Source organism: Bacillus sp. REN3, assembly GCF_017912555.1.
Lineage (GTDB): Bacteria > Bacillota > Bacilli > Bacillales > Cytobacillaceae > Mesobacillus.
In genome coordinates, this window is record NZ_JAERSD010000010.1 from 58,306 (window position 1) to 73,165 (window position 14,860).

General features: G+C 45.0%; 14 protein-coding genes. 3 read left to right on the plus strand and 11 right to left on the minus strand.

Annotated features, from left to right (window positions below):
* Nucleotides 1-25: 25 nt before the first annotated feature.
* Nucleotides 26-478 (minus strand): cytochrome c maturation protein CcmE, encoded by a 453-nt coding sequence (locus tag JJQ88_RS10755; RefSeq protein ID WP_210365894.1) that lies wholly within the window; start codon nucleotides 476-478, stop codon nucleotides 26-28.
* Between the two features lie 12 nt (nucleotides 479-490).
* A complete protein-coding gene (locus tag JJQ88_RS10760) occupies nucleotides 491-1,522 on the minus strand; it encodes a hypothetical protein (protein ID WP_210365895.1) in 1,032 nt (343 codons plus the stop codon).
* Nucleotides 1,523-1,864: 342 nt separating this feature from the next.
* Here JJQ88_RS10760 and JJQ88_RS10765 point away from each other — a divergent pair, with 342 nt between their 5' ends.
* Nucleotides 1,865-2,230 carry a rhodanese-like domain-containing protein gene (locus JJQ88_RS10765; protein ID WP_210365896.1) on the plus strand — a complete coding sequence of 122 codons (366 nt, stop codon included), beginning with the start codon at nucleotides 1,865-1,867 and terminating at the stop codon, nucleotides 2,228-2,230.
* Between the two features lie 171 nt (nucleotides 2,231-2,401).
* On the opposite strand, the gene efp is transcribed toward JJQ88_RS10765, so the two are convergent.
* The 4 genes from efp to JJQ88_RS10785 form a co-directional block, all read right to left on the minus strand.
* Nucleotides 2,402-2,959 carry an elongation factor P gene (efp, locus tag JJQ88_RS10770; protein WP_210365897.1) on the minus strand — a complete coding sequence of 186 codons (558 nt, stop codon included), beginning with the start codon at nucleotides 2,957-2,959 and terminating at the stop codon, nucleotides 2,402-2,404.
* 23 nt (nucleotides 2,960-2,982) lie between these two features.
* The gene (locus JJQ88_RS10775; protein ID WP_210365898.1) at nucleotides 2,983-4,044 is read right to left on the minus strand and encodes a M24 family metallopeptidase; all 1,062 of its coding nucleotides are present in this window, start codon (nucleotides 4,042-4,044) and stop codon (nucleotides 2,983-2,985) included.
* A gap of 4 nt (nucleotides 4,045-4,048) precedes the next feature.
* Entirely contained in the window at nucleotides 4,049-4,495 is a 447-nt protein-coding gene (gene aroQ, locus JJQ88_RS10780) for a type II 3-dehydroquinate dehydratase (protein ID WP_210365899.1), read from the minus strand.
* A gap of 78 nt (nucleotides 4,496-4,573) precedes the next feature.
* Entirely contained in the window at nucleotides 4,574-5,089 is a 516-nt protein-coding gene (locus tag JJQ88_RS10785) for a YqhR family membrane protein (protein ID WP_210365900.1), read from the minus strand.
* Between the two features lie 366 nt (nucleotides 5,090-5,455).
* Between JJQ88_RS10785 and JJQ88_RS10790 the strand changes: the two genes are divergently transcribed.
* Nucleotides 5,456-5,833 carry an SA1362 family protein gene (locus JJQ88_RS10790; RefSeq protein ID WP_349237126.1) on the plus strand — a complete coding sequence of 126 codons (378 nt, stop codon included), beginning with the start codon at nucleotides 5,456-5,458 and terminating at the stop codon, nucleotides 5,831-5,833.
* Between the two features lie 19 nt (nucleotides 5,834-5,852).
* Here the strand turns inward: JJQ88_RS10790 and JJQ88_RS10795 are convergent, their stop codons facing one another.
* The 3 genes from JJQ88_RS10795 to JJQ88_RS10805 all read right to left on the minus strand — a co-directional run bounded on the left by JJQ88_RS10795 (nucleotide 5,853) and on the right by JJQ88_RS10805 (nucleotide 11,154).
* A complete protein-coding gene (locus JJQ88_RS10795; RefSeq protein WP_210365902.1) occupies nucleotides 5,853-6,737 on the minus strand; it encodes a patatin-like phospholipase family protein in 885 nt (294 codons plus the stop codon).
* Nucleotides 6,738-7,115: 378 nt separating this feature from the next.
* Nucleotides 7,116-9,674, minus strand: a complete 2,559-nt coding sequence (locus tag JJQ88_RS10800; protein WP_210365903.1) for a vitamin B12-dependent ribonucleotide reductase — start codon at nucleotides 9,672-9,674, stop codon at nucleotides 7,116-7,118.
* A 643-nt stretch (nucleotides 9,675-10,317) separates the two neighbouring features.
* A complete protein-coding gene (locus JJQ88_RS10805; protein WP_210365904.1) occupies nucleotides 10,318-11,154 on the minus strand; it encodes a lipoate--protein ligase family protein in 837 nt (278 codons plus the stop codon).
* A gap of 185 nt (nucleotides 11,155-11,339) precedes the next feature.
* On the opposite strand from JJQ88_RS10805, the gene JJQ88_RS10810 reads away from it, so the two are divergent.
* Nucleotides 11,340-11,720, plus strand: coding sequence for a rhodanese-like domain-containing protein (locus tag JJQ88_RS10810; RefSeq protein WP_246861068.1), 381 nt, complete (start codon nucleotides 11,340-11,342; stop codon nucleotides 11,718-11,720).
* Nucleotides 11,721-12,048: 328 nt separating this feature from the next.
* Here the strand turns inward: JJQ88_RS10810 and gcvPB are convergent, their stop codons facing one another.
* Nucleotides 12,049-13,509 (minus strand): aminomethyl-transferring glycine dehydrogenase subunit GcvPB, encoded by a 1,461-nt coding sequence (gene gcvPB / locus JJQ88_RS10815; RefSeq protein WP_210365905.1) that lies wholly within the window; start codon nucleotides 13,507-13,509, stop codon nucleotides 12,049-12,051.
* Nucleotides 13,502-14,848, minus strand: a complete 1,347-nt coding sequence (gcvPA, locus tag JJQ88_RS10820; RefSeq protein ID WP_210365906.1) for an aminomethyl-transferring glycine dehydrogenase subunit GcvPA — start codon at nucleotides 14,846-14,848, stop codon at nucleotides 13,502-13,504. Before gcvPA ends, gcvPB begins: the two co-directional genes overlap by 8 nt.
* Between the last annotated feature and the right edge of the window lie 12 nt (nucleotides 14,849-14,860).

Consider the following 14,860-nt stretch of genomic DNA (forward strand, 5'->3'; position numbering starts at 1 on the left):
CACCTTCTCTATCTCATTGGCCTTTTTATTTTTTATCGGTGGTTTGATCCAGCTTATTCTTATGGAGTTCTGGATCATAATTTTCCATATCCTCGCCTTCATACTTCGAAGGGCATCTTGTTTTAACGGATTCAGCGATAAATGTATCTTTTTTGTCGACGTGTCCCTGGAGGATGACAATGACTCCTTCCGAGAAGTTGTCTGGCTTCACGCCATTGTAAATGACATGCAGCTTGTTTTCTTCATTATCCTTGATGTCAAACTTCAATTCGATGTCGCTGGAATTCCAAACAATCGACTCTTCGATCAACAGGCCTTCAACTGTGACGAAATCATCCTTGTATTTCTCCTGGTTTTCCAATAAATCCTTGAGCTTCAGCTCAACCCCGCTTGATCCAGGAGTAGCCGCCATCAGCAAAAAAACAATCGCTGCGGCAATCACAAATCCTCCAATCATCACAAGTGTATTCTTTTTCATCCCATTCACCTCTTAAATTAGTTTTTTCATTTTTTCTTCATATGTCTTCTGATCGATTTTCCCGTTTAGAAGCATGGAACGCAGCTTTTTCTTTTCATCGGCAATATCCGCTATCTTGGATGGAATGGTTTTTTTCGAAGGTTTCCTCGTACTTTTCTTCGCTGGCTTAATGGCACCCTGGTGCCGCTTTCCTCGAATGCCCCAAAACACAAATGCTCCGGCAATGATAATTGAAATACCGATGATACTAGCGCCAGCTGCATCAATCAGCGGCCTTCCTTCGTCTGTGCCGTTGGTTGTTTGATCTGATGCTGTGCCGTCATGGTTCTCATCGTTAGGTGGATTCATTTTACTGATAATCGATAATGACGACTCATTGCCTTCCTTTGTATAGACAGCAGAATAGGAAAGTGCTTTTCCCGTCTTCACATCTGTATATTGATAATGACCCAATTCCTGGCCATACTCACTTTTCGTTGTTGTCGAAGGATTTGGATCAATCGTGAATCCCTCTGAATCCAGCGGCTTGTAAACAATTACATCCAACTTTTCAATTTCGGCAGGAGGCGTGAAATCGAATTTGAAACTTTTCTTTGCGCCATCCACTTCAAATGAATTCTCGTAATACTCAATGACGAAGTCATAAGTTCCTCCATTCTTTATTGGTTTCCCAGGTTCCCAGAAAACCACCCCCTTCTCCTTATCGATTTCAAACGGCCTCTGGATTTCAGGCTTGTTATCCTCAGGAAACTCGGCGATCAGGTAGATACTGAAGTTTTTTCGATCAACAGGCAGCGGGAATTCGATTTTCCCGTTGAAATCCTTGCCGGTTTGATTCAAGATTGTTCCATAATATCCTACCAGCATGGAGGGCTCATCCTTCGGCCAGTTCTCAGGATAATCGAATTCAGGCATCAGTTGGATCTGCATTTCTTTATAAGGGAATTTCCCTGAATCAAATCCTCCCTCCGCATGTGCGTTATTAAGTACAAAAAAGCCTGGGAAAGTTATTGCTAAAAACAGAATCAGTAATCTCTTCAGCATAGGTACCCTCCAACTTTTCAACATTGTCACTCGCTCCCTATTTTTACTATATCCCTCATATTAATAACTATAGTGGCTAAAAAGCGTATTTTCTGTTCCACTATTGAACATTTTGTTACCCGGCTAAAAACTTTTCCAAATCGTCAAAAATCTTTAACAAATTGGTCAAAATTTGAAACAATAGAAAATATTCCAATGGACGGATGGTTTAGAAGTTCTTTATAGTGAAAACCAAAGATAAATAAAAATGTTTCCAAATGACTGACACAATTTGTCTATTTCTCCTAATCGTTTTTTCGTGTAGAATACCACTATACGTATAAAGAAGGAGCGATTCGATCTATGAAAAAAATGCTGACTGCCCTGATGTTCATTTTGTTGATCACTGGATGCTCGTCATCCGGATCCTATAAGGATGTTTCGGTCGATGAAGCAAAAGAAATGATCGACAATAAAGAGGTGGAAGTGATCGACGTGCGTACGCCGGAAGAATTTGCGGCTGGCCACATCCCAGAAGCTAAACTGGTTCCTCTTCAGGTGATTGAGGGCATGCTTTCGGAGCTTGATAAAGATAAAAGTTATCTGGTTGTCTGCCGAAGCGGAAATCGTTCTGCTGAAGCAAGCGGAATCCTTGCCGAAAATGGTTTTAAGCATATTTACAACATGACAGGCGGCATGAACGAATGGACATACGAAATTGAACAATGAATGAAAGGAGGAGCATTCCGCGCTGCCGGATTGCTCCTCCCTCTTTCTAGCTCCATCATGTCACGCTGATGTGTTCTTGAATGGCTACTTGCCTTTTTCATGGACTCCACGTCGGCAACAAATCAAAAAAACCCCCGCTTCCTTAAAGGAGCGGGGGTTTTTGCCATTAAATTATGCTCTTGAGACATAGCTACCGTCAGTTGTATTGATAATGAGCCTGTCACCCTGGTTGATGAAGAAGGGAACCTGGACAGTCAAGCCCGTTTCAAGTGTTGCCGGCTTCGAGCCGCCAGAAGCTGTATCCCCTTTGATTCCTGGCTCAGTTTCTGTCACTTCAAGTTCCACTGTATTAGGAAGCTCGAGGCCGATTGTCTCTCCGCCGTACATCATGATATATACTTCCATGTTTTCTTTTAGGAACTTCAATTCATATTCGATTGAACTAGCTGGCAGCTCGATTTGCTCATAGCTTTCATTGTCCATGAATACGTGCTGGTCACCACTTGCATATAAGTATTGCATCTTGCGATTGTCGATCTGCGCTTTAGCCACTTTCTCGCCGGCACGGAAGGTTTTTTCCTGGATAGCGCCAGTACGTAGGTTGCGGAGCTTCGAACGGACAAATGCAGCTCCTTTTCCAGGTTTGACATGCTGGAAATCCATTACGCGCCAGATGCCGTTATCCACTTCAATTGTCAAGCCAGTACGAAAATCATTTACTGAAATCATTATTTGTCCTCCTATTGTTGTCTTTAAATTATGATGAGTTCTTTTGTAGAATGTGTAAGGGACTCATTATGGTCAAGGGTTATCACGGTATCGTCTTCAATCCTGACTCCGCCAAGGCCTGCGATGTAGATCCCTGGCTCGACGGTCACCACCATGCCAGGTTCAAGCACGGTATCCGACCGGAATGAAAGGCTTGGGCCTTCATGGACTTCCAGTCCGATTCCGTGGCCTGTGGAGTGGCCGAAGTATTCACCATAGCCTTTTTCCGTGATAAAATTCCTTGTCAGCGCATCCGCTTCCTTGCCGGTCATTCCTGGCTTGATTCCGGCCATGCCGCGAAGCTGGGCTTCAAGGACGATATCATAGATTTCCTTCAATTTGCCTGAAGGGTTGCCGATCGAGACCGTACGGGTAATATCAGACACATAGCCTTTGTAGTAGGCTCCATAATCAAGTGTAATGAATTCGCCCTTTTCAATCACCTTATCACTAGCCACACCGTGCGGCAAAGCAGAACGGTAGCCGGATGCAACAATGATATCGAATGAAGAGGAAGTAGCACCCTGTTTCCTCATGAAAAATTCAAGCTCGTTCGATACTTCCAGTTCTGTTCTTCCCGGGCGGATGAACTCAAGTATATGTGTAAAAGCAGCGTCTGCGATTGCTGCAGCTTCCTTTAATATCTTAATCTCTGAATCCGTCTTAATCAAGCGTAACTTTTCGATTTCGCCCGAGACTGGAACCATCTCTGCATCAATGGACTGATCGAATTCTTTATACGCTGCAAAAGTAACATGTTCTTCCTCAAAACCAAGCTTCTTTATTCCGAGCAATTGGGCCTGTGCCGCCACCTCTTCATGAGCCTGGCCTTTTTGAAGGACCACTTCAAAGCCTTCACATTGTTTGGCTGCTTGTTCCGTGTAGCGGAAATCTGTAATGAACAGAGCTTTCTCGTTACTGATCAATATCATGCCGGATGTTCCAGTAAATCCTGACATATACCTTCTGTTGAACTCGCTTGTGATGAGCATTCCATCAATCCCAAGACTTTCAAAACTTTCACGTAATTTCCGCACTTTTTCCATATCATTATTCCTCCCCTAAACCATCTCTAATAAATGCTTCGAGCGCCAGCTCATACCCAAGAAGCCCAAGACCGGCAATTTGCCCTTTCGAAACTGGGGCGATCACCGATTTATGCCTGAATGCCTCCCTTTCATAAACATTCGATATATGTACTTCGATTACAGGACATTGAATTCCTGCAATGGCATCCCTGATGGCGTAGCTATAATGGGTAAAAGCGCCTGGGTTAAAAATGATGCCAGCAAAATCAGCATCCTCAGCTTCATGGATTTTATCAATCAATTCCCCCTCATAGTTCGATTGGAAACAGATGATCTCCATTTGCTTTTCCTGTCCAAGCCTCGCCATCCTGGCTTCCAAATCAGCGAGCGTTTTCACGCCATATATTCCTGGTTCCCTTTTTCCTAAACGGTTCAAATTCGGTCCGTTCAGCAGAAGTATTTTTTTCATAATATGGCTCCCCAAAAAAAGAATGTTCAATAAGAACATTCTAACATAACTATTTTTAGGAAAACTAGCTTGAGCCGCTTATGAAGTTGCCTGTTTCTGATTTTTTTCGCGATTCTGCATTTCATTTTCTTCATAGGATATGGAATAGCCTACAAAAACGCCATAAAGGAGGTAGAGGCACGCTGAAGTGATAAGCGTGTTTTTCGACAACTCCCAAAATGGCTTGATTCCCGGGAAGATTGGGTTCAGTACATAAAAGACAAGGAAAAATAATACCAGCCCATAGGCGGCACCTGCCCAGATGGAATTTACCTTTCTTAAAGCCGCGTAATAGATTAGCGCTGCACCGATCGAAAAAAGACCGATTGCCGCAATCGAAATGACAGTCCCCAGCCATTGCTTTTTCCAATCACCCAGAGCCCATGGTTCCAGGATGACGTTCGGACTGACTTCCGTAAAGTTAAAGAGATATGCAAGGTAACCAAGGGAACTCCAAAAGATTCCTCCAAACAAGCCAGTAATCACTGTCAGTGCCATGAAGGACATCGGCTTTTCCTTTTGATCCTGTTCGAGTCGTTCTTCATTTCCAGCCATCAAAAACACCTCCAGGCTTAGTATATCCGGATGATGCGCTTCCCTTTCATGAATTGGAAAATAACTGCCTTGCAATTGTCATTCTTTTTTAGCAGACTGGACGGTTTACGATATGGAGGTTTTATCTTTTCTTTAGTAAAATATAAGTATATACAGACAATCTTCGAAATATTGAATATGCTATGAACGATCAGCAATTTTCAGGATTTTCCTTTAAAGACTTCGATAGTCTGTGATTCTCTCGTTTAGAGCCCTCCGAAAATAGGGAAAAGAAGCAGGAGAAGGGTATAAAATCGAAGAAATTGTATAAAGTATACGTTGGAAAGTTTAAAAGCTTGAAAAATTGCTCATGATGCTTTTAGGGAGGTGGCTTTCTTGAATAATAGATCTTCGATGTTCATTGTTGCGGGGCTGATCATCCTTGCAGGCATTGGATTAGTATCAGGACTCCTTAAGAATCCTGCTGGTATCCTCAAAATGGTTGCTGTTGTGGCCTTGATTGTTGCCGTTCTATATTTTGCAATAGGACGTTTTTCTTCATCTGGCCCCGGAAAGCAGCAGCAGCGGGCATTCCATAAAGCGGCAATCCGCTCAAAAAAGAAATATCAAAGCAAAGAAGCGAACACTTATTCGAAACGGTCGAAAATCAGGTCCCTGGCATCCGCACGGAGGAAAAAAGATGCATCCCATTTAACTGTCATTGAGGGCAAAAAAGGAAAGAAAAAAAATCGGGCCTCTTTTTAACCCGATTTTTTTATTTTTCTCAATAACACCACGATTTGAAAAACCGGTCCGCATACTCCTTGCCAAGGCCGACCAGCTCATCCTTTTTTTCATTAGTCAATTGAAACTCAGTCGTCAGCGCCCCTTCAGTCGGGATAAATATGATGTTTTTTTCATGTTTTCTTGAGATATATCTTGAATCATGGGCATCCTTCATGGTTTCAAACAGCGCCTCGTATAATTGCAGGGCATTCTTTATTTTATTCGTGGGCTGCTGGGTCAGGTGATGACTGAGCTTGACCCCAAGAACTGGCCTGACTTTCTTGATGTTTTCCTTGTCAAAAAGCCACATCGGAAAATTGCTCAGTACACCCCCATCAACGACAATATTTGTTCCTACACGGTCCCGCAGCTTAACAGGCTCAAAGAAAAACGGCAGGCTGCAGCTCATCCTGATTGCCCTGGCAATCGGAAAGGTCCGCGGATTGATTCCATATTTCGGCAAATCATCAGGCAAAATCAAAAGTCTCCCATTTGTCAGGTCTGAGGCAATCACCCTCAATGTATCAGGCGGCAGATCTCCAAATGTCTTAAGCCCCCGTGCGGCAAGCTTTTCATTGATCCAGCATTCCAGTTCACTGCCTTTGTACAGTCCTAGCCGCCAGTAGACATACAGCCACTTTGTCAACGCTGTAGGGAATATCGTTTTTCGGGAATCGAGGAACTTCTTAAGATCGAGTCCATCGACAAGCAGCTTCATTTCGGTACTTGAATACCCGGCTGCCAGCAATCCTGCAATAAGGGATCCTGCGCTCGTTCCTGCTACCCTCTTGAATTTGAATCCCCGCTCCTCAATTGCGGCACATGCACCGATCAGGGCGAAGCCTTTGATGCCTCCTCCGGAAAAAACGCCGTCTATATACATATGAGCCCCTCCCGTCGATGTACTCTATTGATACATCTTTAAGCTCATATTCTGTAAAATAGTACGGCGTACAAGCTGAAAATTTTTATTGTCAATGTAATACTGGATTTTTTAGATACTGAAATGGGCCGACTCTTATTGTCCCATGCCAGATGTTGCGATAATGTATTCTCCAGCTCCGAAAGGCCCCGCTTTTCAGAATGATCGCCCTTAGACAGATATTAGGGGCGCCGTATGATCTTGCCGAACGCCCGACCCTCATAAATCTTCTTTCGCTCCTTTATTCAAATCGGCCAATAGGACGATACCTTCCTATAGCTTACTGGAAGTACAAAAAACAGAGGCTGGATAAGCTTTTCCACCCTCTGTAGATATTCATTAAAGTCCGCATTTCAATTGCGCGTTGCAATTCGTGCAAGTGTTACAACCGCCGATTTCCTTTACTTCGCCCTTCCGGCACACTGGGCATGTGTTCCCGACCTCTGAACCGATCGTTACATTCGTAGAGCGAAGCTCATTGATCGTGTCAACTAGGACGACATGCTGCTTTTGCTTTTGATGTTTGTCTTCTTTCTCTTCGAAACTGTTTTCCTCAGCTTTCAACGTCAGTACTTGAGAATCACGGGAGCCGTCAACGTATACAGTTCCTCCCTTGGCTCCGCCCTTGTACAGGCGTTCGTATACCTTTTCTACCTGCTCGACACTATAGCCCTTCGGAGCGTTTACCGTCTTGCTGATCGAACTGTCAATCCAGCGCTGGATTACGCACTGTACATCCGCATGTGCCCCAGGAGATAGTTCCATTGCCGATATGAACCAATTCGGAAGGTTATCAGGGTCGGCACCAGGATTGCGATCAAGGTATTCCTGGACGATATCCGCTTTCACTTCGATGAACTTGCCAAGACGGCCGCTGCGGAAGTACGAGAATGAGAAGTATGGTTCGAGTCCTGTGCTTACACCAACCATGGTTCCAGTGGATCCAGTAGGGGCAACAGTCAGCAAATGGGAGTTGCGGATGCCATTTTCCAGGATCGATTCACGGATATCTTCAGGCATTTTTTTCATGAAGCCTGTATTTGTGAAAGCCTTTCGCAATCTGTTTGTTTCTTGCTCTGTCCCGCCTTGCAGGAATGGGAAGCTGCCCTTTTCCTTCGCCAGTTCGACAGAGGCTCTATAGGCTGAGGTTGCGATTGTTTCGAACACTTTATCAACAAGCATGTTGCCTTCTTCGGAACCGTACTCTGTTTCACAGTAAATCAGGAGGTCATGCAGCCCCATGACACCCAGTCCGACCCGGCGTTCGCCAAGGGCTTGCTTTTTATTCTCCTCAAGGAAGTATGGAGTAGCATCGATGACATTGTCCTGCATGCGGACACCCACTTCAACTGTGCGTTTGAGCTTCTCAAAATTCACTGTTTTCGATTCCTTGTCCGCCATTTCCGCAAGGTTCACGGCCGCGAGGTTACAGACCGAAAATGGAGCAAGCGGCTGTTCCCCGCATGGATTGGTCGCTACAACCTTTTGTCCATATGCTTGTGCGTTTGTCATGTCATTGGCGTTATCGATGAAGAAAATACCTGGTTCCGCTGAATATGTGGCACAAATATTGATCAGATTCCATAATTCTTTTGCCTTGATTTTTCTGTAAGTGCGTACCTTATAGCCGAGCTTTTCCCACTCGCGAACGTCGCCAACTTTATGCCATTCTTCATTATAGACTTTCATTGTCTCAGCATCGTAGCTTTCAACATCAGGGAAACGAAGTCCATAATCTTCATCTTTTTCAACTGCTTCCATGAAATCTTTTGTCAATGTGACTGAAATATTGGCCCCTGTCAGGAATTCGGGGTTGTGGACTGTGTAAGTACCTCCGGTAGCAAGCTTTTCTTTAGCTGCACTAATAATATCAGCACTGAAACCACCATACCCAGGGATGTTCTCATAATTTACAATTCCCTGATACATCGCTTCTTCTTGAAGGGTTAGCGGTGTGAACTTCAGTTTTTCCCTTGCTAATTTCTTGATTGATTCATCCTTTGTGTTTTCAATCAAGAAACGAAGGATCCTTGGATTTTGCATTTTTGAAATGATGAATTCAACGATGTCAGGATGCCAGTCTGCCAGCATGATCATCTGGGCGCCCCTGCGCGACCCTCCCTGCTCGACTAAGTGTGTAAGCTTTGCAATATCATCAAGCCAGGAGACGGAACCTGATGATTTCCCGTTTACCCCTCTAGCCAAAGTGTTCCGTGGCCTAAGTGTTGATCCATTCGTTCCCACACCTCCGCCGCGGCTCATTATTTCCATGACCTGCTTGCGGTGCTCGGAGATACCCTCACGCGAATCCTTCACGAAAGGCATTACATAGCAATTGAAATACGTGACATCGGTCTCGGCGCCGGCACCATAAAGAACACGTCCAGCAGGAATGAAGTTCATGCTTACAAGCTCTTGATAGAACTTTTCAAACCATTCCTTGCGCTTTTCCTCGGTCTTTTCCACTGCAGCCAATCCGGCAGCATTCCTCTTCGCAATTTGTTCATAGAAAACTTCCAAAGGTTTCTCTATGACATCAAGCGAACGTTTAATGACTCCTGTCGCTGCTTCCTCCGGATCATCCAGCACGGCGCGGAACTCCTCATCCACTAGGACCTTCGCAGCCTTGCTTTCCCAGTCTATTTCTAGAATGAACCCAAGTCCGCGGGCAGGGAATTTCGGATCCTCCTTGATGGTAAGGACGACGAAATCGCCAGCTGACAAAGTAATCTTCTCTGTGTCTTTGTACGTATAGCGGTCAAGCATGACTAGGCGGGAAACACCTTTGTGTGTAAGTTTCATATCAGGGGTGATCGGATGAACCTGTGGAAATAGCTTAATATCCTTGTTCAAACTCTCAACATTAAGACTCATTTTTTGTCCAGTAGTAATAGACATTTCTACAACTCCTCCAACGGTTTTGAAACTGCTATCTTTTTTGTCACTTGTTTTTCAGGATGGTATGTAAATCTAGCTGCATTTTTCAATTACCCTTACGTTATCATACCGAAACACAAAAAATCAATATATAGTATATATTTAATTTTCAACAATACTATATATGGTGTTCGGTTCATATGTGATTAATTTTGTCAAAAACGAAATCTATTAAAAAAAAGAGAGAAGAAGAGAGAAAGACGGATATCCTTCTCTAAATGAAAAAAAACAACAAATTTCGAGGGTTGCACTTTTTCAATCGCAAACAACCTTTTGAAAATACTGGATAAAAACAAAAAAAGCGGATTCCGCTTTTTTCATTTTTGGCTGTTTTCGTGAATTTAAAATGGTGGATTTCCACTCCAGGCTGCTCGCTTTCCGCAGGGCGTCAGCTGAGCCTCATCGGCGAAAAAGATCCTGTAGGGTCTCAACTTTCCCGCTGAACCCGATGGACACTGAGTGAGCTACTGTGAATTCACCCACTCACGAAGAAAATGCGTTAGCATTTTCTATGAGTCTCGCACCGTCCGTTCCAATCAATCTTTTCGAACTATTTGTTACTCTTAAAATTGATATAGAAAACAACAATCCTTTAGAAAAAAGCCTACCTTTTAAAATTCCACTCATCCGTTTCGTATTTGTTTCTTGCAAGTGTGGATACATACTCCATCTCTTCGTCACTAAGCTGATACGGAGTCAATTCAATGTTAAGCCCCTCTTCAAAGCCTTGCCTGAACGCTTCTTTTGCTTCTCCAATCGTGATTTTCCTGCTGCTAAGTTCGTTGATGGTTACGGCTTTTGTCTTGAAGGCTCGCTGCATCCGTTCCTTCACGCGTTCATTTGGATATTTGAATAAACTGAAAAGCTTATCTTCATCAAGATCAAGCAAAATGGAACCATGCTGCAGGATTACCCCCTTTTGCCGTGTCTGGGCACTTCCAGCAACCTTTCTCCCCTCAACGACAAGTTCGTACCAGCTTGGCGCATCAAAACAGACAGCGGAACGCGGATTCTTAAGTGCATCTTTTTCGGCAGAAGTTTCAGGCACAGCAAAATAAGCCTCAAGTCCAAGCTTTTGAAAGCCTTTCAAGATTCCTTCTGAAATGACACGATATGCCTCCGTGACCGTTTTAGGCATATCCGGATGTTCTTCAGTAACAATCACGCTATATGTAAGCTCATGTTCATGCAATACGCCCCTGCCGCCTGTAGGCCTGCGTACAAAGCCAAGTCCTTGTTCCTTCACTGCTTCCAAATTTATTTCCCGCTCGACTTTCTGGAAATAACCAACTGATAGTGATGGAGGGTTCCAACCATAAAAACGGATGACGGGAGGCATTTTCCCGGAACCGTGCCAATCCAGGAGCGCTTCATCCAAAGCCATGTTGAATGCTGGTGAACAATCACCTGAGTCAATAAATCTCCATATTTCTTTTTCCATTCCATTCCCTCATTTTGTGTTTTGTGAAGTTTATGCGATTTTAAGTCTAACAAAATTCATAGCAAATTCAAAGCAGCTTGATTTTTATATATCCGGAGAGAAATTTGCCAAATTCCTTTGCTCTTATGCTAAATGGCTTATATAATTAAAAGTGGTTCAGCTAAGCTTGAAAGGAGAAAGATGTTTTGGACACACTTTATTTTTTACTGATCCTCACTGCAGCGGTCATCATTTATTCTGTCATCATGTATTTTTACCAGAAGAAAATCGTGAAGACGCTGACAGAAGAAGAATTCAAGTCTGGTTATCGCAAGGCTCAACTGATCGATGTCCGCGAACCTAATGAATTTGCAGCCGGGCACATCCTTGGAGCAAGGAATATCCCGTTGACACAGCTAAAGTCCCGTCTGAAAGAAATAAGGCCGGACAAGCCCGTCTACCTCTATTGCCAGGGCGGATCCCGCAGCGGCCGTGCTGCGCAGTTCCTATATCGAAAAGGATATAAGGATTTGTATCAACTCGAGGGCGGCTTCAAAAAATGGGGCGGCAAAATCAAAACGAAATGACCTCACTTTAATAAATGGCCCCTCTTGCATATGCAGAGGGGTTTCGCATTTCTTACGGTTGCCCATCCAACCCATCATACTGATATTTTCGAAACCATTCATCAATATGAAAAAAATCACCGGATCAAACCAGCCCGATACTCCTCGCAGGCTGGCCGGCTTAATAAGTCCTGCCTTTGAAAAGCGAATCCGCTTGATCGGATGACAGCAATAGATTGACAACTTTCAACGAATTCCCCACGATATCACCAGGCGCGTGGTCAACCACCTTGCCAGCTTCATCCCAAACGGAATAAAGCCCTGCCGAAAATAGCAGGGCTTTGTTGCATTAAGCTTTTTGATAGCGAAGAATCGGCTTTCTTGCTGCGGTTGTTTCATCCAGTCGGCCTACTACAGTAGAGTGAGGTGCTTCCTGGACGATTTCCGGATTTTCCTCTGCTTCCTTTGCGATCTGGATCATCGCATCGATGAAAGCATCCAGAGTTTCTTTCGATTCGGTTTCAGTCGGCTCGATCATGATTGCCTCTTCCACGTTCAGCGGGAAGTAAATGGTTGGCGGGTGGTATCCGAAATCAAGCAGTCGCTTAGCGATGTCGAGTGTACGGACACCAAGCTTTTTCTGGCGCTTACCGCTCAATACGAACTCGTGCTTGCAGTGCCTGTTGAATGGGAGGTCGTAATATTCTGCCAGCCTTCTCATCATATAATTAGCGTTCAAGACAGCATATTCTGTCACTGCCTTCAAACCGTCCGGGCCCATCGTCCTGATGTATGTGTAAGCGCGGACATTTATCCCGAAATTCCCATAGAATGGCTTGACTCGTCCAATTGACTGAGGGCGGTCATAGTCAAATCCGTATTTGCCATCCTGCTTCGTTAAGATTGGTTTCGGAAGGAATGGCACCAGGTCAGCTTTGACTCCTACTGGACCGGATCCTGGGCCGCCGCCGCCGTGGGGGCCAGTGAATGTCTTATGCAAATTCAGATGGACGACATCGAATCCCATGTCCCCCGGCCGGGCCTTTGACATGACCGCATTCAGATTCGCACCGTCATAATAAAGCTTACCTCCTGCACTGTGGACGATTTCAGCCATTTCAAGGATGTTTTCTTCAAAAAGTCCAAGGGTATTCGGGTTGGTGAGCATCAATGCCGCTGTATCCTCGCCAACTACCTTCCTGAGGTCTTCCAAGTCGACAAGGCCATTCTCATCCGACTTAACAGTGATTGTCTCGAATCCGGCAACTGTTGCTGAAGCGGGATTCGTTCCGTGCGCCGAATCAGGGACGATGACCTTTGTACGCTTGTCATCCCCGTTTGCTTCGTGGAAAGCACGGATCATCATCAATCCTGTCCATTCACCGTGGGCTCCGGCAGCCGGCTGCAAGGTTACTTCATCCATACCAGTTATTTCAATCAGATGCTGCTGCAGATCATACATAAGTTCAAGAGCTCCCTGAACCGAACTTTCATCCTGGAGTGGGTGCAGATGCGCGAATCCATCGAAGCGAGCAACGTTCTCATTCATTTTCGGGTTGTATTTCATTGTGCAGGAGCCAAGAGGATAAAATCCTGAATCGACGCCATGGTTGCGCTTCGATAACGCTGTATAGTGGCGCATGATATCAAGCTCGGATGCCTCTGGCAGTTCCGGTTCGTCTTCGCGAAGGAAACCTTCAGGCAATAATGCGGCCAAATCGAGTTCGGGCACATCCATTTCCGGCAGGCTGTAGCCGACTCTGCCTGGAGTACTTAGTTCAAAAATGAGTGGCTGGTCTTCCTTATGCATTGAAATCCCCCATTTCCTTTACAAATGTGTCGATCTCTTCTTTTGTCCTCAGTTCGGTGATGGCGACAAGCATATGCTGCTCCAGCTCAGGGAAGTCCCTTCCGAGGTCATAGCCGCCGATGATGCCTTTCGCCAGGAGATGTTCATTGATTTCCTTGACAGGTTTATTGACTTTAACGACAAACTCATTGAAGGAGTGGCCGTCGAATGCAATCACAAAACCATTTTCCTTGAACGCCTTTTTAGCATAGTGGGCTTTCTGGATGTTGTCAGCTGCCATTTCGCGGACGCCCTTTTTGCCTAACGCAGTCATCGCAACAGAAGCGGCCAGAGCGTTTAGAGCCTGGTTCGAGCAAATATTCGAAGTTGCTTTATCGCGGCGGATATGCTGCTCGCGTGCCTGGAGAGTCAATACGAACCCTCTGCGCCCCGCATCATCCTTTGTCTGGCCGACAAGCCTTCCAGGGACTTTCCTGACAAGCTTTCCTGTCACGGCAAAATAACCGCAGTGCGGACCGCCGAAAGCAGTCGGGATCCCGAATGGCTGGGCATCGCCGGTGACAATATCAGCACCGAACTTTCCTGGCGGGGTCAATACTCCAAGGGAAAGCGGATTGCTTGAGACGACAAACAACGATTTCTGTTCGTGGGCAATTTCCTCGATTTCCTTCATTGATTCGATCCTGCCAAAGAAGTTAGGATACTGGACTATTACTGCTGCAGTATCTTCACCTGCCATATTTTTCAGTTCAGCCAGATCCGTAACACCATCCTTGTGGGGAATCTCGACAACCTCAATATATTGTCCTTTCGCATAAGTGCGGACTACATCCTTATATTCCGGATGAACCGTGCTTGAAATCAGTATTTTTTTACGTTTTGTATGCCCGGCACTGAGCATCGCGGCTTCTGCGAGAGCAGTACCTCCATCGTACATGGACGAGTTTGCTACTTCCATCCCTGTCAGCTCGCAGATCATCGTCTGGAACTCAAATATAGCCTGCAGTTCTCCCTGGGAGATTTCCGGCTGGTATGGAGTATAGGCAGTATAGAATTCAGAGCGCGATAGGACATGGTCTACGATGACCGGTATGTAATGGTCATATACACCCGCTCCAATGAATGAGGAGTACTTCTTCAAATCAGCATTTTTTGCAGCCATCTGTGATAACTCTTTCATCAAGGCTGTCTCTGATTTCGCAGGTTTGATGCGGTATTCTCCAGCGAAACGGACTTTTTCAGGTATATCACTGAAGAGCTCGTCAATCGACTTTACGCCAATCGTTTCCAACATTGCGTTTTTATCACTTTCAGTCAGCGGTAAATAGCGATGCTTCATATCTCTTTCCCC

Excerpts from the sequence above, each read along its gene's own strand:
- efp (WP_210365897.1), bottom strand. The coding sequence starts at position 2,959 with ATGATTTCAGTAAATGATTTTCGTACTGGCTTGACAATTGAAGTGGAT.
- aroQ (WP_210365899.1), bottom strand. The coding sequence starts at position 4,495 with ATGAAAAAAATACTTCTGCTGAACGGACCGAATTTGAACCGTTTAGGA.
- JJQ88_RS10805 (WP_210365904.1), bottom strand. The coding sequence starts at position 11,154 with ATGGAAAAAGAAATATGGAGATTTATTGACTCAGGTGATTGTTCACCA.
- JJQ88_RS10765 (WP_210365896.1), top strand. The coding sequence starts at position 1,865 with ATGAAAAAAATGCTGACTGCCCTGATGTTCATTTTGTTGATCACTGGA.
- JJQ88_RS10785 (WP_210365900.1), bottom strand. The coding sequence starts at position 5,089 with ATGGCTGGAAATGAAGAACGACTCGAACAGGATCAAAAGGAAAAGCCG.
- gcvPA (WP_210365906.1), bottom strand. The coding sequence starts at position 14,848 with ATGAAGCATCGCTATTTACCGCTGACTGAAAGTGATAAAAACGCAATG.
- JJQ88_RS10760 (WP_210365895.1), bottom strand. The coding sequence starts at position 1,522 with ATGCTGAAGAGATTACTGATTCTGTTTTTAGCAATAACTTTCCCAGGC.
- JJQ88_RS10775 (WP_210365898.1), bottom strand. The coding sequence starts at position 4,044 with ATGGAAAAAGTGCGGAAATTACGTGAAAGTTTTGAAAGTCTTGGGATT.
- JJQ88_RS10800 (WP_210365903.1), bottom strand. The coding sequence starts at position 9,674 with ATGTCTATTACTACTGGACAAAAAATGAGTCTTAATGTTGAGAGTTTG.
- JJQ88_RS10795 (WP_210365902.1), bottom strand. The coding sequence starts at position 6,737 with ATGTATATAGACGGCGTTTTTTCCGGAGGAGGCATCAAAGGCTTCGCC.
- gcvPB (WP_210365905.1), bottom strand. The coding sequence starts at position 13,509 with ATGCATAAGGAAGACCAGCCACTCATTTTTGAACTAAGTACTCCAGGC.
- JJQ88_RS10755 (WP_210365894.1), bottom strand. The coding sequence starts at position 478 with ATGAAAAAGAATACACTTGTGATGATTGGAGGATTTGTGATTGCCGCA.